The sequence below is a fragment of the Agrobacterium tumefaciens genome (assembly GCF_013318015.2).
Lineage (GTDB): Bacteria > Pseudomonadota > Alphaproteobacteria > Rhizobiales > Rhizobiaceae > Agrobacterium > Agrobacterium tumefaciens.
On record NZ_CP115842.1, the window covers coordinates 1,138,305 to 1,160,000 of the forward strand.

Consider the following 21,696-nt stretch of genomic DNA (forward strand, 5'->3'; position numbering starts at 1 on the left):
GGCGGGGTAAAAAAACAGCAAGATGACAACCGGCAAGAGAAAAGAAGAACCAGCTTCCCCGACAAAGCCCGACAGGCTTGGTCAGCTGAAACTACTTGTCGCGTTCGATGCGTTGTTGCGGGAAGGAAGCGTCAGCCGCGCAGCGGCAGGCATGGGACTGCCGACATCATCGATGAGCCGGATATTACAGCAGCTACGCGAGAAATACAGCGACCAGCTGTTCTTACGCACCGGCCAGGGTTTGCGACCCACCCCCTTTGCCGAGACCATGCGGCTGCGCATTCGTTCGCTGGCGGCGGAGGCGGAAAACCTGATCGATTATTCACAGGAAAAAGCGGCAGCTCCCGCCGCCGCCAATGTTAGCGGCTGGGAACGGCCGGTGCTGATGAAGGCGCCGCCTCTTTCGCTGCGCCCCAGCGTTCTTCTGGAAGGTCAGCCGACACCGGAAAATATAGCGGACCGCCTTGCCCGCATCGGCCACAATGCCGATCCGCAGCACAGGCTCGCCAAATATATAGCGACCTCGGCGATGGGCATCGGCAACAGCCGCCCGCTCAGCCAGCAAGAGGCGATGGACGCGCTTTCGATCATTCTCGAAGGCGATGCAGATCCCATACAGATAGGAGCGCTGCTTGCGACCATGCAATATCGCGGTGTGACCGCGGCAGAGCTTGCCGGTTTTATCGAAGCCATGTGGGGCCATATAAAAAGAGACCAGCAAGCGCCCGCATCGGTCGATCTCGACTGGCCGGCCTATATGTCGCCCAAACATCGCGATGCACCCTGGTTCCTGCATTCCGCGCGTCTCGTTTCCATGGCGGGATATAGCGTCTTGTTACACGGCCATGTGGGCCAGGGAGAAAATGGCGGTAAGCTCGAACTCGCCGCTGAAGCCTGCGGCATACCGCTCTGCCATTCACTTTCGCAGGCGGCCAAGGCCACTGCCTCGCAAGGGATCGCCTATCTGCCGATCGGTGGACTATCGTTACAGTTTCAGAGCCTGCTTGGCCTGCACGGCATTCTGGAAATGCGCCTGCCGCTCAATACGGTCGTGCATCTTCTCAATCCGCTTCGCGCCAGAAGCACCATTATCGGCGTCGCCCGCCCCTCCTATCAGGAGCTTCATCGCGATACGGCGCGGCTGCTTTCCGTCGAGAGCCTTGCCATTCTCGGCAATACGCGGGATTTCGCGCAATTTACTCCCTTCCGCAGCACCCGGATCTTCGGTCTTTCCAGGGGCGAAGATGTCGAGTTCGTCATTCCGGCCCGCGAAACCCCACCGGCCGAAATGCCGACCATGTTCACCACCTTCGAATATTGGCGCGCCGTCTGGACGGGGGCGGCCAGAGACGAGAGAGCGGAAACCATCATCGTCTCCACCGCTGCCATCGCCCTGATGCTGGTCAATGATATGGTGCTGCCTTTCGATGAGGCCTATGCCCGCAGCCTGAGGCTATGGAACGACAGGGCACGCAATTTCGCCACTGCCTAGGCGTTGGCGACTGATTTTTTCAGCGCCAGATATTCCCACAGCGCCACCAGCAGCAAAATCCCCGTGCTTGCCAGTTGCAGCGCAAAAAGCGGCACGCCCGGCACCGGCAGAAGCAGGCAGAGCGCCGCTACTCCGGCAAAATGCGAGATCGGCCGCTGATAGGTGGCAGCAATCTTGACGCCGATATTACCGGCTAGAAACAGGATCGGGCCGCCAAGAATGGCGAGTGACTCCCTCATCGTCGTCCCTTCATGGGCATGGGACAGGCTGAAATCCTCTCCAACTGCCGTAAGGATGATGCCGGCCACGATAGGCAGATGGCCATAGTTGAAAAGATTTTGGGCGATCTTCGCTTTCTCGTCGGCATGTTCGGCCTTTCTGGAGGCCTCTTCCTGCCCGTGATGGAAATAGATCCACCACATTGTGACGGTGCTGACGAAGGCCGAACAAAAGACGATGAATGTGAGGCCGGAATTCATATATTCCGTGGCCGTGCGGCCGGTGGTTAGGATCGTTTCCCCGAGACAGATGATGACGAAAAGCGCACAGCGCTCCGCAAGGTGCTCGCCGGAAAGATGCAGCTTATCCGCATCGCTTGCTTTCAATCCCGGGACGACATAACGACAAGCGGGTCCGGCATATTCTATCGCGAGCGCTATACCCCACAGGATGATTCGATCCGTCAGATCGACAAGCCCACCAGCCAGCCAGAACAGGCTCGATACGACTAGCCAGATCGTCACGCGCACAAAAACCAGAAAAGACTGCCTGTCCTCTCCCTTGAAGGCATAAAGTGCAAACAGGCTCCGTCCCACCTGCATGGCACTGTAGATAAGGGCAAACACGAAACCCTGTTCCGCAAAAGCCTCCGGCAGCGCGATGGCCAAAAGAACCCCGCCGAACATCAGGACGAAAAGCAGAATCCGGACAGGCTCCTTTTCGGTATTCAGCAGGTTGGTGATCCAGGTAGTGTGTATCCACAACCACCAAAGTGACAATATCAGTATGCCCGCCTCAAGCGCCGCTGTCGGTCCGAAGTCCTTTGCTAGCGCATGGGAAAGCTGAATGAGCGCGAAAACGAAAACCAGATCGAAGAACAGTTCAGGAAAGGTCGCCTTTTCTGCTTCGTGCCCGTCCTGTTTGATCCAGGTTTGCGCATCCGGTTTCTGCCCGGACGTTTCGCTTTCGGTTCCCATTCTGCCCCTGTTCGTCAATATGAAATATTGCGATCGCGTTAGCGTTGCGCTTCAGCCGAAGAATTAACATTCGAGTCCCGGCCGGGAAACTGCAGCGCCCGCGCATTGTCGGGATAAAAACGCGGTCCTACCAGACGCACTGTCTTGCCGGAGACATCGGTAATATAATTCGATGCGGTCGCCCCAGGCGAGAATTCGGCGCTACGGGTCTTGGTCGGTTCCAATATGCTGACCTCTAGAGGCTGAGCAAATATCGGGTGGCTCGTCGCGGAGATGACAATTGTCGCGATAAAGAGGGACTTGGAGAACATCGGCACATCCTGTCACAATTGACTGCGCCATAAACAGCCCTCGCCCGGTTTGGTTCCAGCCGTCTTTCAGCTGTCCTCGTCCAGATAGGTGCGATATTGCACATAGTCTGAACTTGGTTGCCCGTCGATAATTTCCGGCGGCCGCCCCTCACCTCCGGTTAAATAACCGGCATCTTCAAGTCCCGCCTTCAAGAGCTTTTCGATGGCGGTATGTCGAGGCAAGGCAATGTCCGCCATGTAAACAGCGACAGCCAGCTCCATATCGTCTGGAAAAACCATAGGCTCACCGCCCCCTTCCCACATAGGTAGGGAAACGCACGATCTTAAGGAAGGTTCAGTTCCAACATAGTGCCATATCGAAATCTCGGCATTACCCCGGTCTAGTCACGCAAGAAACGCATAAAAATCACGCTTTTCCTGCCCGTATCATCGCACTACCGCTAAAAGATACCCGGACTCAAGCGATTGAAACCAATCATGGAATAACTCAAACGAAAGTCAATCAAGGCTTAACTTTCATTACTTTGCATTAACCATAGGGACCCCTGCCAGCGCAGTCTGTTTGTAAACACTGGCAGCCTCACAGCGAATCTTCGGAGTCTTGCAGAAACAGCGTCAATGTAGCTGCAGACTGGGAATTCGGCAAGCCGGCGCCATTTTCTGTCCGTCCTCAAGAACTCATACAGCCATGCTTCTCTCTATCCCGTCAGTTCGACCCCGCAGTTGCGCCAGAAGCATGGCCTGGAGATCAAACCCGCCCTCGTGGGCCTTACGGGTGAGATTGCGCAGATATCCGCCCAGTGAGCTGATTTGGTCCGCCTTTTGCAGCAGGCAGGCAAGAATCGCCGCTGTTCCCTGTCGACCGAAAGTGGTGAGGGCGTCCTGGTAGGCCGATTGGCTAACGTTGAACATGGTTTTGATGACTGATGTCGCCACTTCCAGATCACGCCATCCAGTCACTGCTCCTCCGGGTGCATAGAGGGAAATGTCCGGGCAAGCCTTCACAACCAAAACAATATCAGGAACAAAAAATTGCTTATGAAGAACAGGCTTTGGCTGTTGCGATGACGGCTTTGCACTGACGGGTACGGCGTATTCTGGCTGTACGACTGTCGTGTAGGCAGGTGCGACGATTACCGGTTCACGCAAATTTTGCGGTTTAGATATAGATTCGGATTCTGAATTCTTTATGAGGCGCTCATTTTGGCAGTCATTGCCGCCCGATTTCTCCGAATTTTCAATATTTTCCAGATAGTTGGTCACTTCTGCACGCAGGGAGACCAAAAATCCGGCGATTTCCTTGAGTTCGACAGGCTTTGAATTACGGCCGAGAGACCGGGCAATGGCATTGTAGCGCGCCTGGAATCCTTCTGACGTTACGACTTCACCGCTGGCGGCTATCATTTCGCAAAGCTTCTGGATATCGCGGCGGCACAGGCTGATGTTTTCACGAAGCCGCTGAAGGTCGAGCCGCTCGCGAACGATGCGTTCGGCGAGTTCCTCGATTTCCGATTTGCGGGCGAGAAGCGGTGCCAGCGAAAAACCATAGGCTTCGCTGATTTCCCCGCCCCTGTGCTTACGGGCGTAGCGTTTTCCGTTCGGACTATCCTTGCGGATGATGAGACCGGCCTCGACGAGAGCCGAGAGATGGCGGCGCAATGTCTGTTCTGCCATTCCATGTGCTCGCAATGACAATTGCGTATTCGACGGAAAGACGACCAAACCGGCTTCGCTGGAGAGTTCATTTTTCGGATAAAAACTCAGAAGGGCGTTCAAGACCGCGAGAGAACGATCGGTCACGCCGAGCAATGGTCTGGCTTCACAGACCGAACGGTAGAGTTTCCATTTATCGACCGCCTCGGTCTTTTTGTTTTTCTGCGCGGCAAACTGAGTTGCGAGGACGCCAAACGACATCGCTCGCCGCCCAAAGGGCGTCGTTACACATGTGCTGTCCATGTCTTTCACCTTTCACAAGGCAAAAGAAAATCGCTCACCGAAAAATTCGATGCCAAGACTCTTGACTATGATTCGCGGAAATGAGATTCTTTGGTTGCTTAGATCAAAGAAAGGCTTCCGTGCGGCAACGTTCGGGGGCTTTTTTCTTTTGTAATGCGTCTCCTGTTAGTCGTTGGTATTAACAATCACTGCTTGGACCGGTATTCGGCAAACAGCGCCTGAAGATGTTCCAGAACGAAATCGGCAAATTCCGGCGCCTCGTTCTTGTCGATGGATATATCCAGCTTGCGGTCGCTTTCGACCACCTTTGCCAGTCTGCTGCCAGTTTCCGAAGACCAGACACCGGCTTTCTTTGCCTGTGCCTTGGGTTTTAGAAAATCCAGAAGCGACTTGAAGCGTTCTTCCGACGGAAGAGCGGCAACTGAAGGTTCCCTGACATAAGCGCGCGCAGCTTCCTTGACCTGTGACGAGGAGAGCTGATCTGCGAGATCCATCCAGTTACGGCGACCGACGGTGGGTGCCGGACCAATAAGATCGACCAGATCCTCGGGAATGCGACCGACAACCGATAGCATGTTGGAAAGATCGCCCTTGTGCAGGGACATCGCCGCCATGATCGTATCACGCGGAAACCGCATCTGCAGTTTCTGGGCGAAGCGCGCCTTTTCGATATAGGTTAGGTCACGGCGCTCGTTGTTCTCCTGTCCCTGGGCGACAACCAGCTGTTCGTCGCTGAGATCGCGAACCACGGCCTTGACCGGAATACCCAGGTTGGAAACGGCGCGCAGACGGCGATGGCCAAATGCGACCTGATAACGTCCGGGAAATTCGGGATGAGGGCGCACCAGAATGGGAACCTGCTGGCCCTGCTCGCGAATAGCCTCCACCAGGCCTGCATCCGCCTCTTCTGAGGCTGGCATGCGGTCGGGTATGAAAGACGGATCGATATCAGCAGGATTGAGCGAAACGATCGTAAGGCCCTCTGCGAGCCGTTTTTCGATCTCTTCAGCACGCTTGGAGCGTTCCGACACTTCGTTCAGAGACTGGCCGATCATGCCGACTGGCGAGTTCAACACATCCGTCACCAGTTCGGGAGAACCGAGGATGGGTCTGACACGCGGACGGGACCGCTCGGGAGTGGTATCGTTGTCTGTGCCTGGCGTGCCAAGATTGGCGAAAATCTGTTTTCTGCTCATGCTGCCCTACCCCACGCTTTTTTAATCAATCCCTCGATTTCAGCGTTCACGTTGTTCATGGCTTCCAGTGCGCGGTCATAGGTGGAGCGCGTGAACTGGGTTCTTTCCACCTCGAAAAGCGTCTGGTTGGTCAATCCGGCATCCGAAACGGCCGTGCTCTTCAGCATCGGGTGAATGAGGACGTTTTCACCGAAGATCGAGCGCAGGAAAGCCACCATCTGGTTCTGCGGCCCATCGCTCGGTTCGAAACGCGTGATGAGGTAACGCATCCAGTTATAATCGGAGCGTGCGCCGGCCCTGCCGATTTCAGCGAGAAGATCGCCAGTCATGGCAAGGAACTGGTTCATGGACATGACATCAAGCATTTGCGGATGAACTGTCACGAGAACCGATGTTGCTGCCGTCAGCGCCGAAAGCGTCAGGTAACCGAGTTGCGGTGGGCAATCGATGACCACGACGTCGTAGAAATTCTGGGCCTGGGCGATCGCCTGGCCGATGCGAGCGAAGAACAGCGTGTCGCCCGGTGCGCGACGCATCAGTGCGCGCGGGGTATCATGCTCGAACTCCATAAGCTCCAGATTGCCCGGAACGATATGAAGGTTGGGAATATAGGTGCCGCGAACGATCTCGGCGATCGGCCGGCGTTCGTCGTCGTAGCGGATCGCGCCGTAGAGCGTTTCATTCGGGCCGACATCCATTTCGGGCTGGTGACCGAAGAGAGCGGAGAGACTGGCCTGCGGATCAAGATCGATAGCCAGAACCCGGTAACCGCGCAGTGCCAGATATTGCGCCAGATGCGCGGATGTCGTGGTCTTACCCGAACCGCCTTTGAAATTCATCACGGCGATGACCTGCAATTCCTCGCCGTCGCGACGGTGGGGCAGATAGCGACGCGTGCCGCGCGCGCCCTGATCGAGAAACTTTCTGATCTCGTCCATATCCTCTACCGAATAGGAACGACGACCGGATGCCTGCGCTGCATCGAGCTCCGGACGCTCAGCGGCGATCTGACGAAGATAGGCTTCACCGATGCCAATCAGCCGGGCGGTTTCCGCCGGCGAAAAATGGCGCATACTCTTTTCGGTATGCGGCGAAAACGTATTCGCATTATGCGCCTGCAATTGGGCTGACAATGCAGCCGAATGCTGTTGTATAAGGCTCGTGAGGTCGGGTGCCCCTGCAGCAAATCTTGAGTCGGCACTCTGTGTCATGGATCTACTTTCGCTCGATATTGCAGTTGCGGTTTTTTTCGAAAAAGACGGTTTTTTCCGCAACTGAGATATAAGCGCCGATTCTCTTTTTGGCGCAATAGGCTTTTTTCCCGGATGCAGAAGTACCGCTAAGGCATTGTGGAAGAATCAGTTTTGCTTTTTGTGACAGTTTTTCGGTTAGCCGCGGCTAACTTCATCTTCGTTCTGGCTGAGACGCGGTTTTTCGACTTCCTTCAAAACTGACAAGGAGCGATCAGAGCGAAAGTTTGCCGCGGCTAACTTTGACAATCCTGCGCACCAAATGTGCAATGAGCGATCCCGCCGACGGAAAGTGAAGGGTAGACATTGGCAGGTGTTTAATCTCTACTCATCGACTAGAGTATCAACGGGTCCGGCGCCCACCGCCTGACCTTTCGTGCTGTCGCAGGTTGGAGGAATAAATGTCCTATGATGTCGCTATCGTCGGTTCGGGTTTCTCGGCCATCTGTACCGCCGCTCATCTCTTATCATCCCTGCCCGGGGACGCGTCGATCGCCATTGTCGGCGACGAGTCGGATTTCGGGCGCGGTACGGCCTATCGTACCGAGTTGCCCTATCACCGGCTCAATGTGCCGGCAGGGCGGATGAGCGTATTCCCCGACAGGCCGGATGACTTTCTCGATTGGCTGACGGAGAACGGGCTCGGCAATGATCCATTGGCTTTTGCCTCACGTGGCGATTACGGCCTCTATCTCAGGGACAGGCTCGCCAGCCTGCTGAGAAGCCGGGATCAGCGGGCAAGGGTGGACTTCATTCGTGCCAAGGCTTCAGCCTGTCGCCCGGATGGCAATGGCGGTTTCTCTTTTGCACTGGAGAATGGTGAGAAGCTACGGGCGAAAAATGTTGTCTTATGTCTTGGTGTCGGCGCGGCAAGTTTGCCGGTGCAAACTCTGACGAAAGATGACGACGCGCCGCATCGCATCATCGGGCATTGCTGGCAGTCCGGATGGCTTTCGAGAGTAAAGGCGGGGGACCGCATCTGTATTCTGGGTTCTGGCCTGACGATGATAGATCAGGTCCTGACGCTTCGAGGAAAGGGACATCGTGGCCCAATCCACGTATTGTCCCGCCGCGGACTTGTGCCGCATCCACATATCAGCCCGCCACTGTCTCCAGCTGATCCGCGCTTACCAGAAGGTTCGACCGAGATCAGCCGGTTAGTGCAGGCTCTGCGTAAGCAGGTGAAAGATGGTGCGCCGTGGCGTACTGTCATGGACGGTCTACGGCCGAAGACCCAGCTGCTTTGGCAGAGCCTGACATCTGATCAGCGAAGCCGGTTTCTTCGCCATGCTTTGCCTTGGTGGAACATTCACCGGCACCGAATCGCGCCCGAAGTGCATAAGGCTTTTGAAAAGCTATTATCTGACGGCGTTCTAGAGATTCACGCCGGTTATCTCCGCTCTCTCGACGAGCAGGACGAGGGGATCGCCGTACTCTATCGCCGTCGGCATACGGAGACGCTTAGAGAGTTTCAGGTCGATTGGGTCGTTAATTGTACCGGAATGGAGAGGGCGGGGATCGGTCATTCACGGCTTTTGGAAACCATGCGGGACGATGGCGTGCTTTTGCTCGACGCCTTTGGTCTTGGGGTCGAGGTCGATGGCCAGTCGCGCTTGTCAAGCGCGGACGGGCAGGTCTGGCCTGGCCTGTTTGCCGCCGGGGCGCTGACGGCGGGCCGCTTTTGGGAGATAACCGCCGTGCCGGATATCCGCGTGCAGGCGCAAAAGATCGCGCAAGCTGTTACGGACAGAGTGGTATCGGACCGGCGGGTATCGGCACACGGTTGATGTGGCGGAAAGAACACTCGCACAGTGCCAGGTCTTAAAGAGTTTGCGCTTGAGACTGTTCCTCTAACTTTTCAGATACTGAGGTTTGCCGCGGCTAACCTCTCTATTTCTCTCATCAGGCGGCCATCCGAATGTACCGGGCTTTCCTCATTACGCGATAGAGCTAAGGGTTAGTAAGAGCCTTCGCTCAGCCAATAGCCGCTTCCATAGATCGCGACAGACAATGGGTTTTGAGCCTCATTATTCGGTTCGACAACGTGCGGCGATACGAATAGCTCACCGTGACGTCCATCCGTCCGCGAGTTGATGATTTACACAATTGCTAAATTATTTACATCACTTATGGAATATTGATGCAAAACGAGCTATTAAACCCTAAAAAATACGATTTCCATGAAAATTATTTGCGAGGCATCTATGGAAAAGCAGAAACTGGTACGATTCGAGACGGCTGACGCTCAGGCTGGCGGACAGCGCAGGCCTTTTGCGAAGGCCGTGCGGGCCGGTGATTTCGTCTATGTGTCTGGACAGGTGCCCGCGGTCGATGGTGAAGTAGTAACTGGCGGCATTGTGGCTCAGACCGAGCAGGTTGTGGCCAATATCATGGATGTTCTGGCGCTTGCGGATTGTACACTTGCCGATGTCGTCAAGGTCAATGTCTGGCTGGATGATGCTCGGGATTTTTCGAGCTTCAACGCGGTCTTCCAGAAATATTTCATCGATCATCCACCGGCACGTTCAACCGTGCAGTCGCCTCTGATGGTCGATGCGAAGGTTGAAATGGATGTTATAGCCTATAAGCCACTGGTTTTATTGCCAATTTCCGATTCTGAGAGCGTTTGACGATGACCTACCCCTGGCCTGACGAAGGCACCCCACTCGATGCGATCTCGACGCCGATGCCCGTGATTGACGAGGACCGACTTGCCGCCAATATTGCGCGGGCGCAGTCCTATCTTGATAGACATGGCATGGCTTTTCGCCCCCATATCAAGACCCATAAGATACCAGCCATTGCGAAGCAGCAGCTTCAGGCGGGCGCCATCGGCATCAATTGTCAGAAGGTCAGCGAGGCGGAAGTTTTCGCGGATGCCGGTTTCGACGACATCCTCATTACCTACAATATCCTCGGCGTGGCGAAACTCTCGCGGCTGAGGGCATTGAATGCGCGTATAGGGCAACTGAGCGTCGTCGCCGACAGCGCCGTGACGATTGCCGGCCTTGCCGGCACATTCGATGCGGAAAGACCGCTTTCCGTTCTTGTCGAATGCGATACCGGCGGAAAACGCTGCGGTGTGCAGACCCCTGAAGCCGTGTTGCAGCTTGCAGAAAAGATCGTCGCGGCACCGGGCCTCAATTTCAAGGGCATTTTGACCTATCCGGCACCCGGTGGCGCTGAAAAGGTGGAGAACTTCATTCGGGAAACCATGGCGTTGCTTGCGGAAAAGGGCATCGACTGCCCGGTTCGCTCCAGTGGCGGCTCACCGGATTTTTTCTCTGCTCACCTCGTTCCCTCCGCAACCGAATATCGGGCGGGCACCTATGTATATAATGATCGTTCGATGCTGCGTGCCGGACATTGCACCGCTGGCGACCTGGCAATGCATGTTCTTGCCACCGTGGTGTCGCGACCGACAGCTGATCGCGCTGTGCTCGATTGTGGCTCCAAGGCTTTGACCTCCGATCTCCTTGGGTTCAGCGATTACGGGCTGATTGAAGGGTATGAAGGCGCGAAAATCATGTCGCTTTCGGAAGAACATGCGGTGGTCGATTTGTCGGGCTGCACATCGGGCCGGCCGGAAATCGGTGAGCTGGTCAAGGTCGTGCCGAACCACACCTGCGTCATCACTAATCTTTTCGACAGGATGGTTTTCCATCGAAACGGTATCGTGACGCGGGTGGAAGACGTGGCAGCACGCGGCACCGTCTGGTAACATTACCCGGCTAATTAAATTGCAAAAAAGATGCTGCCGAAATGCGGGCATCGGCAACGAGAATGACAGTCATGCGCATATTCACGGCATCGCTTGCCACCGAAACCAACACGTTTTCACCCGTCCCGACGGACATGGACGCCTTTCGCGCGGCTTTTTACGCTGGGCCCGGCGAACATCCGGAAACGCCGACACTGTGCTCCTCACCGGTACCAATTCTGCGCCGGCGCGGCAAAGCGGAAGGGTTTACGGTAATCGAGGGTACCTCCTGCTGGGCGGAACCGGCGGGGCTGATACAGCGCCAGACCTATGAAACGCTGCGCGATACGATTCTTGCCGAGCTTGCCGCCGCCCTGCCAGTCGATACGGTAATTCTTGGTCTACATGGCGCCATGGTCGCGCAGGGTTATGACGATCCGGAAGGCGATTTCCTGTCACATGTCCGCACGCTTGTTGGTCCCGACGTACTGATCGCGGCGGAATTCGATCCCCACAGCCATTTGACCCCTTTAAGGGTCCAAAATCTCGATATCATGGCGACGTTTCTCGAATTCCCGCATACGGATTTTGAGGAACGTGGTGAGCACGTCGTTGAACTGGCACTTCGCACCCTGCGCGGAGAAATCAGGCCGGTTATTTCCACTTTCGATTGCCGCATGATCACCATTTACCCCACCAGCCGCGAACCGATGCGTTCTTATGTTGACCGTTTGAAGGCTTTGGAGGGCAAGGACGGCGTGCTGTCTATTTCCGTCATTCACGGTTTCATGGCAGGCGATGTACCAGAAATGGGCACGCGTATCGTCGTCGTGACAGATAATGACAGGGCAAAAGGTGACGCACTGGCCGAAAAACTCGGCCATGAGCTTTATGCCATGCGCAAGTTGACTGCCATGCCGATGCTCGACACGGAATCGGGTCTCGACAGGGCTCTCGCCATTCGTAGTGAGCATCCGGATATGCCGGTCGTGGTGTCGGATATATGGGATAATCCCGGTGGCGGCGTTGCGGGTGATGCCACCCATATTCTGCGGCGCATGGTGGAGCGCGGCATGGACAATATTGGTGTGGCAACGATCTGGGATCCGATTGCTGTGTCTTTCTGTCACGCGGCAGGCGAGGGGGCGGAGATTGATCTGCGTATTGGCGGCAAATCCAGTCCCGAAGGTGGCGAGCCGCTCGATTTCCGGATCAGGGTCATGCGCACTGCAGAAGCAGGGTGGCAGAGTTTCCGAAACAGCCGCGTCACGCTCGGCCGCGCCGCCGTCGTTCGACCGGTCGGAACGGAAATCGATATCATTCTCATTACCAGCCGCACGCAAACTTATGAGCCGGATATCTTTTCCAATCTCGGCATTGATTTTGCCAGGAAAGACGTGCTGCTGGTGAAGTCCACCAACCACTTCCATGCGGGTTTTGCGCCGGTCGCTTCCGAGATCGTTTATATCGCCGCGCCCACTTCCTATCCGACCGATCCGGCCACAACCGCCTATCGCAAGGCAAGCCTCCAGCTATGGCCACGGGTGGCCGATCCGCTGGGGTTGGACTGAGGCTGCGGCGCTTCAGATATCTTGTAGCGTGATCAGAAAGAATATGCCTTCACCATGATCTGCATCGATGGTGAACGGCACGCTTTCCGTGATGAAAACGCTATCCAGCTTCTTCAGCCGGGCTGTGTCGTTGTTGACGGCGACCGTCAGAGGATCGAGCGCGAGGATCAGCCTTGTTACCGTTGCCGGTTGCATCGAACAGCTGCCGGATAGTCTTTGCACGCTGTGGGCGAAGGACGAGCGGCGGGTCATGACGTTCAGGTCGACGATCGCGCCGTCCATCAGGGTCGCATCCACGGGAACATCGGCGGCAAAGGGCAGGGGGGTACTCTCCGTCGTCAGCGCCACCGGCTCATGACCCGAAATAGCGAGTGCAAGGCCGTTTCCCTCGATAATCGCAAGCGTGCGGTCTATGCCGGGGAAGCTGGAAAATGGTCCGTCCTGAGCAACGGTCGCCATGCTGACGCGCCAGTCGAATGCATCCACGGAAGCACCCGGCGGATGGATGGCGATTTCCACCGTAACGCCCCCGCCATTTTTCCACGGCATGGTTTTGTATTCGGAAGCGCGTAATATTCTCATGTGATGTCCAGAATCGGGTCGTTAAGGGGGCGGGGGCGAAAGTTTACGATCCGCGATCATTCTCGATGCGTCGCTCAATCGTTTTTTGGACTGCCTTTAAATCGGATGGCCGGCCGGCAACCTTTTCGATCGCGGCAATGGCAAGGTCACTGGCCACATAGTCAGATTTATGCCCGAGATTGTGCACGACGATCAAAGTGGAGCCGCGAATATCTCTGGCGAGATGACGGGAATGCACCTCTGGCGAGACGATCGTGTCCGTATCACCGGTTATGATGACGGTTGGTGCCGTGATGCGCCGATACTTCGAGGAAGCTCCGCGCGCCCATTCATTGAGAGCCGCGACCTCCTGCGCATTGTGCCGAAAGGCCCTGGGCCGCAGGGCCGCCACGGAATGCGTTGCTTCCACATAACCGGCGGGTCTGGAATTGGGTGCAAAAACACCGCGCGTTGCCTGATCCAATGCCAGGAGGCCGGCGGGCGGAGCAATGAAGGTGCTAAACAGCGGACCGGTAAAGGGCGCATTTGCCGCTGTGTAATACCAGGCGATGCCGCCCTCCCATGGATAGACAGCGGGAGAAAGGAATACGAGGCCCGCGACCATCTCCGGATGACGGACCGCAAGCGATGCCGCGATGGCGCCGCCAAAGGAATGTCCGACGATAATCGCTCTCGGGACGCCTCGCTTTTTCATAAGCTGGGCAATGGCGTCCGCCTGTCCATCCGGGAGAATATTTGCCTTGCCGCCGATATCCGAATTGCCGTGCCCTGGCCTGTCGACAAATAGCAGTTTTGCACGGCCTCTCAGCTTTTCGAGAAACGAAAACATCGGATCATAGAGACTGGCGCTTGCCCCGTGAATGAAGAGGATCGGCGGAAGCTCGGCGCTTTTTCTCGGCTCGACCAAGATGCTGTTCAGCTTGTAGCCGCCCACATCGATCCGCACGGGAACATTTTGCTGCTTTTCGGACGCCACGGCATTCGTAGCGGAAACCGGAAGAAGTGCCCCGAGCAGGAGGGTAAATGCAAGCGGAAGGAACCTGTACGCCATTCTTTGATCTACCATGTCCTTCATGCCTGCCTAACGGTTAGCGCGGCTTTCAAACGAGCATACAGTCGGTCGGTTAAAAACAGCAACGTAAGAAAGCCGCAGACAGACCAGAAGTTCCACCGGCCGCCGACAGCGGCGTCGAAACTGATGCGGCACCGCTGTCGGCACTGTACGATGGGTGGATCGCGGCTCTCTTCCCCGATCAGATAAACGGCGCAGCCTGAAGACTGCGCCGAGTTTTTTCTTTAGTTACCGAGAATGCCGGGCAGTCGCAGGCCCTGCTCTTTTGCGCATTCCACGGCGATTTCGTAACCGGCATCGGCATGGCGCATGACGCCGGTTGCCGGGTCGTTCCACAGCACGCGCTCTATGCGGCGGGCCGCGTCATCGGTGCCGTCGCAGCAGATGACCATGCCGGAATGCTGGGAAAAGCCCATGCCGACACCGCCGCCGTGGTGCAGGGAAACCCATGTCGCGCCGGATGCGGTATTGAGCAGCGCGTTCAGCAGCGGCCAGTCGGATACGGCATCCGAACCGTCCTGCATGGCTTCGGTCTCGCGGTTCGGCGAGGCGACGGAGCCGCTGTCGAGGTGGTCGCGGCCGATGACGATCGGAGCGCTGAGCTCGCCGTTCTTGACCATTTCGTTGAAAGCAAGACCGAGACGATGGCGATCACCGAGGCCAACCCAGCAGATACGCGCCGGCAGGCCCTGGAAGGCGATGCGCTCGGCGGCCATATCAAGCCAATTGTGCAGGTGCTTGTTGTCGGGCAGCAGTTCCTTCACCTTGGCGTCGGTCTTGCGGATGTCTTCCGGATCACCCGATAGTGCCGCCCAGCGGAACGGGCCGACGCCGCGGCAAAACAGCGGGCGGATATAGGCCGGAACGAAGCCCGGGAAGGCGAAAGCGTTTTCCAGCCCTTCTTCTTTTGCCACCTGGCGGATGTTGTTGCCGTAGTCGAAAGTCGGAATGCCCATGTCCTGGAAGGCAATCATCGCTTCGACATGTTCGCGCATTGAGGCACGGGCAGCTTTTTCGACGGCTTTCGGGTCGCTCTCGCGCTTTTCCTTCCACTTGGCCATCGTCCAGCCCTTCGGCAGATAGCCGTTGATCGGGTCGTGCGCCGAGGTCTGGTCGGTTACCATGTCTGGACGGATGCCGCGGCGGACCATTTCCGGCAGGATTTCAGCGGTGTTGCCGAGCAGGCCGACGGACTTTGCCTCGCCGGCGGCGGTCCAGCGCTCAATCATCTCCATCGCCTCATCAAGAGTTTCGGCGCGGGCATCGACGTAGCGGGTGCGCAGACGGAAATCGATCGAATCGGGATTGCATTCAATGGCAAGGCAGCAGGCACCGGCCATCACGGCGGCAAGTGGCTGGGCGCCGCCCATGCCGCCAAGGCCGCCGGTCAGAACCCATTTGCCTGTGAGATCGCCATTATAGTGCTGACGACCGGCCTCGACGAAGGTTTCGTAGGTGCCCTGCACGATGCCCTGGCTGCCGATATAGATCCACGAACCGGCGGTCATCTGGCCGTACATGGCAAGACCCTTTTTATCCAGCTCGTTGAAATGATCCCATGTCGCCCAGTGCGGCACGAGGTTGGAGTTGGCAATCAGCACGCGCGGCGCATCCTTGTGGGTGCGGAACACGCCAACCGGTTTGCCGGACTGGACCATCAGCGTTTCGTCTTCGTTGAGATCGCGCAGGGTCGCGACGATCTTGTCGAAATCCGCCCAGGTGCGGGCGGCACGGCCGATGCCACCATAAACCACCAGTTCGTGCGGGTTCTCGGCCACTTCAGGATCGAGATTGTTCATCAGCATGCGCAGCGGCGCTTCTGTCATCCACGATTTCGCGGTCAGCTCGGTTCCACGCGCAGCGCGGACGTCGCGAATATTGTGACGAGGATTAGTCATTTGGTTCCCCTTTTGGTGTGTGCGAGTGTCAGCGCAGTCGTTTCGATGCGCGTGAGAATGTCTTTCAGGTGTATGCGAAGCTTGGTGGCCTTGGCGTCGTCATAGGCAAACGGCGGTGCCTCTGTCGTTAGATGGGTGGATTGCGCCAGTTCCATCTGGATGGCATGCACGCCGGTTTCGGGCTTTCCGTAGTGGCGTGTGGTCCAGCCACCCTTGAAGCGACCGTTGAGAATGCTGGTGTAACCTTCTGCCGCAGCGGTCGATTCGACCGCCATTGTCTCGATGGCTGGGTCGCAGGTCCTGCCCATATCCGTACCGATGTTGAAATCCGGCAGCTTGCCTTCGAACAGGAACGGGATATGCGAGCGGATCGAATGGCAATCATAGAGAATGGCGATGCCGTGAATGGCCTTAACCCGCTCGATTTCCGCGGCAAGGGCCGCGTGATAGGGCGCATGAAACGTTTCCAGCCGAGAGACTATGTCGTCCTGATTCGGTTCCTGCCCCTCATTCCAGATCGATTTGCCGTCGAAATCGGTTTCCGGAACAAGGCCTGTGGTGTTTTGTCCTGGATAGAGGCTAACGCCTTCAGGATCGCGGTTGGCATCGATCACATAACGATGAAAGGTAGCGCGAACCGTCGTCGCGTCGGGGAGCAGATCCGCGTAGAGATCATGAATATGCCAGTCGGTATCGGCAAGCATCTTGCCGTTGTCGTTCAAGCGTTGCCAAATCGCTGCCGGAACATCGGTGCCGGTGTGGGGCAGGCCGAGAATGACGGGCGATGTGCCTTCTCTAATATCGAAGACGCGCATCTTACGCCTCCAGCTTCGGAAGAATGCCGTCGGAAATCACGGACACAAGAGCGCCGGTCGCAATAAGGTCGGATGCCGCCTTCAGATCCGGCGCCATATAACGGTCCTCTTCCAGTGAAGGGATCGCCTGACGCAGCACGGCGATTGCCTTTTGCAGCTCCGGGCTGGTTTTCAATGGCCCACGCAGCTCAACGCCCTGAACCGCCGAAAGCGCCTCGATGCCGAGGATGGCGAAAAGGTTCTCCGTCATCGGTAGCAGGCGGCGCGCGCCGTGGCAGGCCATGGAGACATGGTCTTCCTGATTGGCTGAGGTTGGCGTCGAATCGACTGAAGCCGGATGAGCCATCTGCTTGTTCTCGCTCATCAGCGCAGCGGAGGTGACTTCGGCAATCATCAGGCCGGAATTCAGCCCCGGTTTTTTCGATAAAAATGCCGGAAGGCCATAGGATAGAGCCGGATCGACAAGCAGCGCCACGCGGCGCTGCGCGATCGCGCCGATTTCGCAGATGGCAAGCGCCGTCTGGTCGGCGGCAAATGCCACCGGTTCAGCGTGGAAGTTGCCCCCGGATACGACGGAATTGTCGGAAAGCACCAGCGGATTGTCCGTCACGGCATTGGCTTCGATTTCAAGCGTGCGGGCTACCTGCCGCAGAAGATCGAGGCAGGCGCCGTCCACCTGCGGCTGGCAGCGGATGCAATAGGGATCCTGAACGCGCTCGTCGCCTTCGATATGGCTGACACGGATTTCGGATCCTTCCAGCAGGTTGCGCAGTGCAGCCCCCGCATCGATCTGGCCCTTGTGGCCGCGCAATGTGTGAATATCGGGATGGAAGGGAGCCGAAGAACCCATGGCGGCATCGGTGGAAAGCGCACCTGTTATCAGCGCTGCCTGTGCCGCGCGGTGAGCGCGGAAAAGACCGGCAAGCGCCAGCGCCGTCGAGGTTTGCGTGCCGTTGATCAGCGCCAACCCTTCCTTGGCGGCGAGCACGACCGGGGTCAGCCCGGCTCTAGTGAGAGCTTCGCCGGCGGGCAGAAGCGTACCTTCATAGAAAGCCTCGCCTTCGCCCATCATCACGGCGGCCATATGGGCAAGCGGTGCGAGATCGCCCGACGCTCCGACCGAACCCTTTTCCGGAATGGAAGGGATGACACCCTTTTCCAGCATGTCCTCAATCAGCCGCACCAGTTCCAGCCGCACGCCGGAGGCGCCGCGACCAAGCGAAATCAGCTTCAGCGCCATGATCAGGCGCACGACATTTTCCGGAAGCGCCGCACCGACGCCGCAGCAATGTGACAGGATGAGGTTACGCTGCAGCGTCGCCACATCGGCTGCGTCGATCTTGATCGAGGCGAGTTTGCCGAAACCGGTATTGATGCCATAGACCGGCGCATTGCCGGCGGCAATCTCGGCGATGCGGCCCGCTGCTTTTTTTATACCGGCATCGAACGAACGGTCGAGTTTCGCTCTGCCGTTATCCCAGTAGATTGCGGCAAGTTCAGCAAGGGTCACATTGCCGGGGTGAAGCGTGATAGTCATGGAGAAACCTTCTGTCCCTTGAAAATGCGGGCGTGGAGCGGGTTGAAGCCGATGCGGTAGACAAGTTCAGCCGGGCGTTCGATATCCCAGATGGTGAAATCAGCGGATTTTCCCGCTTCCAGCGTGCCGGTTTCCGCAAGCAGGCCGAGCGCCTTTGCGGCATTGCGCGTGGTCGCCGTCAGGCATTCTTCCACTGTCATGCGAAAAAGCGTGGCACCCATGTTCATGGTCAGCAACAGGGAAGTCAGTGGTGAGGTGCCAGGATTGCAATCGGTAGCCAGCGCGATGTCAGCGCCTGCATCGCGCAGGGCCTGAACCGGGGGCAGCTGTTTTTCCCGGAGCGCGTAAAAGGCCCCGGGCAGAAGCACGGCCACCGTTCCCGCTTTAGCCAGTGCTTTTGCACCGGCCTCATCAAGATATTCCAGATGATCGGCGGAAAGCGCACCGTAGGATGCGGCAAGCTCCGTACCGCCGAGGTTGGAAAGCTGTTCGGCATGCAGCTTGACGGGGAGACCGTACTGTTTTGCCGCCTCGAAAACCCGGGTCATTTCCTCAACGGAAAAGGCGATGCCTTCGCAAAAACCGTCAACCGCATCCGCCAGTCCTTCCGCATTGGCTTTTTCCAGCCCCGGCAGAACCACGTCCATAATGTAGTCGGCGTTACGGCCCTTATATTCGGCCGGTGTCGCATGCGCGGCCAGGTAGCTGGTGACGATTCTAACGGGCCGTAGCGTCTCAAGTTTGCGGGCGACGCGCAGCATTTTCAGTTCGGTTTCGATATCAAGACCGTAGCCGGATTTTATTTCGAGGGTCGAGACACCCTCCGCCAGAAGCGTATCCAGACGGGGCAATGCCTGTGCCACCAAAGCCTCTTCCGAGAGGGCGCGCGTGTCGCGTACCGAAGAAACGATACCACCGCCCGCTTTGGCGATCTCCTCATATGTCGCGCCATTAAGGCGCATTTCGAATTCCATGGCGCGGTTGCCGCCGAAGACCAGATGTGTGTGGCAGTCTATCAGAGCCGGGGTGATCCAGCGTCCCTCACAATCGGTTATCTCGTCGGCCGTTGCCAGGTCGGCGGGCAGATCGCTTTCAGCGCCGGCAAAGACGATGCGGTCGTTGCGTATGGCAATGGCTGCATTTTCGATAGCGCCGATGCCTTCCATGGTAGGATCAAACGTCGCCAGCCGGGCATTGCGCCACAATGCGGTAGTGTCACCCGTCGCCATTCCCTTTGTATATTTGTTCCCTGGCATTTGCTTTTCGCCTTTCTTTTATGTGTCAAATGTATATACATAATAATCACGTTGGCAAGCCGCAATTTCGTATGCGACGTCGGCTTGTCAGAAGAGATCAAGAGGAGAGGGTGGCATGACGGTAATTCACGCGGGCGCAGCACTTCTGGCCGATGGGTGGGTGCAAGATGTTCGCATCCACTGCATGGGCGGTGCTGCTTCATCCGTCGAAACCGGTGTTTCTCCGCAGCCGCAGGATGAACGGCACGCCGTTATCGTGCCGGCCATGCCCAATCTCCACAGCCATGCCTTTCAGCGGGCCATGGCAGGGCTTGCGGAAATTCGCGGGCCTGCCGACGACAGCTTCTGGAGCTGGCGCACGGTCATGTACAAGTTCGCGCTGTCGATGACACCGGATCATGTCGAGGCGGTTGCTGCCCAGCTTTATATGGAAATGCTGGAAGCCGGTTTTGGACGGGTCGGTGAATTTCATTACCTGCATAACGATATGGATGGTTCGCATTACGGCAATATCGCCGAAATGGCCGAGCGTATCGGTGCCGCTGCCTCGCAAACGGGGATCGGCCTGACTTTGCTGCCGGTATTTTATGCGCATTCCGGTTTCGGCGGTCAGCTGCCGATCGACGGTCAGAAACGTTTCATCCATTCGCTTGACAGTTACGAAAGGCTCATGCAGGGCGCCCAAGCCGTGGTGAATGGGCTTCCCGGTGCAACGCTCGGCATCGCGCCACACAGTCTCCGTGCCGTAACTGGTGAAGAACTGGCGGCGATCGAACCGCTGGCGAAAGGCGGCCCGATCCACATTCATGTGGCGGAGCAGGTCAAGGAAATCGAGGATTCGCTCGCCTTTTCAGGTGCGCGGCCGGTGGAGTGGCTTTTGCAGAATGCGCCGGTCGATGATCGCTGGTGCCTTATCCATGCGACGCATATGACAGAAGCCGAAACCCGCCGCATGGCAAAAAGCGGTGCCGTTGCCGGCCTTTGCCCCATCACCGAGGCCAATCTTGGCGACGGCATCTTCCCCGCTCCCGGTTTCATCGCGGAAGGCGGCCATTACGGTGTCGGTTCGGATTCCAACATTTTGATCTCCGTGCCGGAAGAATTGCGGATGCTCGAATATTCGCAGCGCCTGTCGCTTCGGGCGCGCAATGTCATCGCCGATGCCGGCCGTTCCACTGGCGAGAAACTGTTCCAGCAGGCGCTTAAAGGCGGTGGCAGGGCGCTGGATTCAAAAAATCAGATAGAAGCGGGAAAAAGCGCTGATTTTGTCGCGCTTGATTGCTCGGCCGTTCCCCATCTTCCGGCATCCCAGATTCTCGACCAATGGATGTTCGCGAGTAGCGTCCATGTCGATACCGTCTGGGTGCGCGGTAAAAAACTGGTGCAAGCGGGCCGGCACGTCCATCGCCATGAAATATCGGATCGCTTCAACAAGGTCATGGCCGAACTTGTCGATAGCTGATATGCGCTCGATAGGAATGACATCGAGCCGTTGGAAGGCATTGCGGACGTGACGAAAGCATCGGCCGGGCAAACCCTGCACCAGCGTATCCTCGGTGATATAGAGGGCCGGATCGTATCGGGCGAATGGCCGCCGGGTCACCGGTTGCCTTTCGAGGTTGATCTCGCCGCCCACTACGATTGCTCCCGCATGACTGTCAACAAGGTCATGGGCCAGCTTGTGAAGGCCGGCTTGATCGAGCGCCGCAAGAAATCCGGCAGTTTCGTTCGCCAGCCGCAGATTCAGTCCGCGGTTCTCGAAATCCACGATATCAGGGCGGAAGTCGAATCCCTTGGCCTGGAATATGGCTTCAAGGTCCTTAAGCGCACACAGCGTGTCGCGAAGCGTGAGGATCGGACAAGT

At 57.2% G+C, this 21,696-nt stretch carries 19 protein-coding genes (1 of these 19 cut by a window edge); 7 read left to right on the plus strand and 12 right to left on the minus strand.

Annotated elements, in window-relative coordinates; all coding sequences use genetic code 11:
* Positions 1-22: 22 nt before the first annotated feature.
* Positions 23-1,492, plus strand: coding sequence for a glycosyl transferase family protein (locus G6L97_RS18665; RefSeq protein WP_112178536.1), 1,470 nt, complete (start codon positions 23-25; stop codon positions 1,490-1,492).
* Here G6L97_RS18665 and G6L97_RS18670 read toward each other — a convergent pair.
* The 6 genes from G6L97_RS18670 to repA form a co-directional block, all read right to left on the minus strand.
* Entirely contained in the window at positions 1,489-2,688 is a 1,200-nt protein-coding gene (locus G6L97_RS18670) for a low temperature requirement protein A (RefSeq protein ID WP_111803334.1), read from the minus strand. The two genes, G6L97_RS18665 and G6L97_RS18670, sit on opposite strands and share 4 nt — an antisense overlap.
* A gap of 38 nt (positions 2,689-2,726) precedes the next feature.
* Complete coding sequence (locus G6L97_RS18675; RefSeq protein ID WP_003511627.1) at positions 2,727-2,999, minus strand: hypothetical protein; 273 nt, start codon at positions 2,997-2,999, stop codon at positions 2,727-2,729.
* Positions 3,000-3,065: 66 nt separating this feature from the next.
* Positions 3,066-3,278 carry a hypothetical protein gene (locus tag G6L97_RS18680; RefSeq protein WP_013761955.1) on the minus strand — a complete coding sequence of 71 codons (213 nt, stop codon included), beginning with the start codon at positions 3,276-3,278 and terminating at the stop codon, positions 3,066-3,068.
* A 399-nt stretch (positions 3,279-3,677) separates the two neighbouring features.
* The gene (gene repC, locus G6L97_RS18685) at positions 3,678-4,955 is read right to left on the minus strand and encodes a plasmid replication protein RepC (RefSeq protein ID WP_149916137.1); all 1,278 of its coding nucleotides are present in this window, start codon (positions 4,953-4,955) and stop codon (positions 3,678-3,680) included.
* Between the two features lie 185 nt (positions 4,956-5,140).
* Positions 5,141-6,151: a plasmid partitioning protein RepB gene (repB, locus tag G6L97_RS18690; RefSeq protein WP_003511631.1), complete on the minus strand. Its 1,011-nt coding sequence runs from the start codon at positions 6,149-6,151 to the stop codon at positions 5,141-5,143.
* Positions 6,148-7,362 carry a plasmid partitioning protein RepA gene (repA, locus tag G6L97_RS18695; protein ID WP_029658853.1) on the minus strand — a complete coding sequence of 405 codons (1,215 nt, stop codon included), beginning with the start codon at positions 7,360-7,362 and terminating at the stop codon, positions 6,148-6,150. The genes repB and repA overlap by 4 nt, the downstream gene beginning before the upstream one ends.
* Positions 7,363-7,802: 440 nt before the next feature.
* On the opposite strand from repA, the gene G6L97_RS18700 reads away from it, so the two are divergent.
* From G6L97_RS18700 to G6L97_RS18715, 4 genes are all read left to right on the plus strand, one after another.
* Positions 7,803-9,188: an FAD/NAD(P)-binding protein gene (locus tag G6L97_RS18700; RefSeq protein WP_149916138.1), complete on the plus strand. Its 1,386-nt coding sequence runs from the start codon at positions 7,803-7,805 to the stop codon at positions 9,186-9,188.
* Between the two features lie 417 nt (positions 9,189-9,605).
* Positions 9,606-10,031, plus strand: coding sequence for a RidA family protein (locus G6L97_RS18705; RefSeq protein ID WP_174003526.1), 426 nt, complete (start codon positions 9,606-9,608; stop codon positions 10,029-10,031).
* Between the two features lie 2 nt (positions 10,032-10,033).
* Complete coding sequence (locus tag G6L97_RS18710) at positions 10,034-11,122, plus strand: D-TA family PLP-dependent enzyme (protein ID WP_149916139.1); 1,089 nt, start codon at positions 10,034-10,036, stop codon at positions 11,120-11,122.
* 71 nt (positions 11,123-11,193) lie between these two features.
* Positions 11,194-12,672 (plus strand): M81 family metallopeptidase, encoded by a 1,479-nt coding sequence (locus tag G6L97_RS18715; protein ID WP_174003529.1) that lies wholly within the window; start codon positions 11,194-11,196, stop codon positions 12,670-12,672.
* 12 nt (positions 12,673-12,684) lie between these two features.
* On the opposite strand, the gene G6L97_RS18720 is transcribed toward G6L97_RS18715, so the two are convergent.
* The 6 genes from G6L97_RS18720 to hutI form a co-directional block, all read right to left on the minus strand.
* Positions 12,685-13,254, minus strand: a complete 570-nt coding sequence (locus G6L97_RS18720) for a HutD/Ves family protein (protein ID WP_065662382.1) — start codon at positions 13,252-13,254, stop codon at positions 12,685-12,687.
* A 43-nt stretch (positions 13,255-13,297) separates the two neighbouring features.
* A complete protein-coding gene (locus G6L97_RS18725; protein ID WP_112682381.1) occupies positions 13,298-14,305 on the minus strand; it encodes an alpha/beta fold hydrolase in 1,008 nt (335 codons plus the stop codon).
* Between the two features lie 245 nt (positions 14,306-14,550).
* Complete coding sequence (gene hutU / locus G6L97_RS18730) at positions 14,551-16,224, minus strand: urocanate hydratase (protein ID WP_025595291.1); 1,674 nt, start codon at positions 16,222-16,224, stop codon at positions 14,551-14,553.
* Positions 16,221-17,039: an N-formylglutamate deformylase gene (gene hutG, locus G6L97_RS18735; RefSeq protein ID WP_149916142.1), complete on the minus strand. Its 819-nt coding sequence runs from the start codon at positions 17,037-17,039 to the stop codon at positions 16,221-16,223. The genes hutU and hutG overlap by 4 nt, the downstream gene beginning before the upstream one ends.
* A 1-nt stretch (position 17,040) precedes the next feature.
* Entirely contained in the window at positions 17,041-18,576 is a 1,536-nt protein-coding gene (gene hutH, locus G6L97_RS18740; RefSeq protein WP_149916143.1) for a histidine ammonia-lyase, read from the minus strand.
* Positions 18,573-19,832 (minus strand): imidazolonepropionase, encoded by a 1,260-nt coding sequence (gene hutI / locus G6L97_RS18745; RefSeq protein ID WP_149916144.1) that lies wholly within the window; start codon positions 19,830-19,832, stop codon positions 18,573-18,575. The genes hutH and hutI overlap by 4 nt, the downstream gene beginning before the upstream one ends.
* A gap of 115 nt (positions 19,833-19,947) precedes the next feature.
* On the opposite strand from hutI, the gene G6L97_RS18750 reads away from it, so the two are divergent.
* Together G6L97_RS18750 and hutC are read left to right on the plus strand one after the other, a co-directional pair.
* Positions 19,948-21,294 (plus strand): formimidoylglutamate deiminase, encoded by a 1,347-nt coding sequence (locus G6L97_RS18750; RefSeq protein ID WP_174003534.1) that lies wholly within the window; start codon positions 19,948-19,950, stop codon positions 21,292-21,294.
* A gap of 48 nt (positions 21,295-21,342) precedes the next feature.
* Positions 21,343-21,696, plus strand: the beginning of a protein-coding gene (gene hutC / locus G6L97_RS18755; RefSeq protein ID WP_025595286.1) for a histidine utilization repressor. It continues 372 nt past the right edge of the window; 354 of the gene's 726 nt are visible here — the first part of the coding sequence; its start codon is at positions 21,343-21,345; its stop codon lies beyond the right edge, outside the window.

What these genes read in the sequence shown, in the direction of transcription:
- G6L97_RS18700 (WP_149916138.1), top strand. Translation starts at nt 7,803, where the DNA reads ATGTCCTATGATGTCGCTATCGTCGGTTCGGGTTTCTCGGCCATCTGT.
- hutG (WP_149916142.1), bottom strand. Translation starts at nt 17,039, where the DNA reads ATGCGCGTCTTCGATATTAGAGAAGGCACATCGCCCGTCATTCTCGGC.
- G6L97_RS18720 (WP_065662382.1), bottom strand. Translation starts at nt 13,254, where the DNA reads ATGAGAATATTACGCGCTTCCGAATACAAAACCATGCCGTGGAAAAAT.
- G6L97_RS18710 (WP_149916139.1), top strand. Translation starts at nt 10,034, where the DNA reads ATGACCTACCCCTGGCCTGACGAAGGCACCCCACTCGATGCGATCTCG.
- G6L97_RS18705 (WP_174003526.1), top strand. Translation starts at nt 9,606, where the DNA reads ATGGAAAAGCAGAAACTGGTACGATTCGAGACGGCTGACGCTCAGGCT.
- repB (WP_003511631.1), bottom strand. Translation starts at nt 6,151, where the DNA reads ATGAGCAGAAAACAGATTTTCGCCAATCTTGGCACGCCAGGCACAGAC.
- hutU (WP_025595291.1), bottom strand. Translation starts at nt 16,224, where the DNA reads ATGACTAATCCTCGTCACAATATTCGCGACGTCCGCGCTGCGCGTGGA.
- hutH (WP_149916143.1), bottom strand. Translation starts at nt 18,576, where the DNA reads ATGACTATCACGCTTCACCCCGGCAATGTGACCCTTGCTGAACTTGCC.
- G6L97_RS18665 (WP_112178536.1), top strand. Translation starts at nt 23, where the DNA reads ATGACAACCGGCAAGAGAAAAGAAGAACCAGCTTCCCCGACAAAGCCC.
- G6L97_RS18680 (WP_013761955.1), bottom strand. Translation starts at nt 3,278, where the DNA reads ATGGTTTTTCCAGACGATATGGAGCTGGCTGTCGCTGTTTACATGGCG.
- repA (WP_029658853.1), bottom strand. Translation starts at nt 7,362, where the DNA reads ATGACACAGAGTGCCGACTCAAGATTTGCTGCAGGGGCACCCGACCTC.
- G6L97_RS18725 (WP_112682381.1), bottom strand. Translation starts at nt 14,305, where the DNA reads ATGGCGTACAGGTTCCTTCCGCTTGCATTTACCCTCCTGCTCGGGGCA.
- repC (WP_149916137.1), bottom strand. Translation starts at nt 4,955, where the DNA reads ATGGACAGCACATGTGTAACGACGCCCTTTGGGCGGCGAGCGATGTCG.
- G6L97_RS18750 (WP_174003534.1), top strand. Translation starts at nt 19,948, where the DNA reads ATGACGGTAATTCACGCGGGCGCAGCACTTCTGGCCGATGGGTGGGTG.
- G6L97_RS18670 (WP_111803334.1), bottom strand. Translation starts at nt 2,688, where the DNA reads ATGGGAACCGAAAGCGAAACGTCCGGGCAGAAACCGGATGCGCAAACC.
- G6L97_RS18675 (WP_003511627.1), bottom strand. Translation starts at nt 2,999, where the DNA reads ATGTTCTCCAAGTCCCTCTTTATCGCGACAATTGTCATCTCCGCGACG.
- hutI (WP_149916144.1), bottom strand. Translation starts at nt 19,832, where the DNA reads ATGCCAGGGAACAAATATACAAAGGGAATGGCGACGGGTGACACTACC.
- G6L97_RS18715 (WP_174003529.1), top strand. Translation starts at nt 11,194, where the DNA reads ATGCGCATATTCACGGCATCGCTTGCCACCGAAACCAACACGTTTTCA.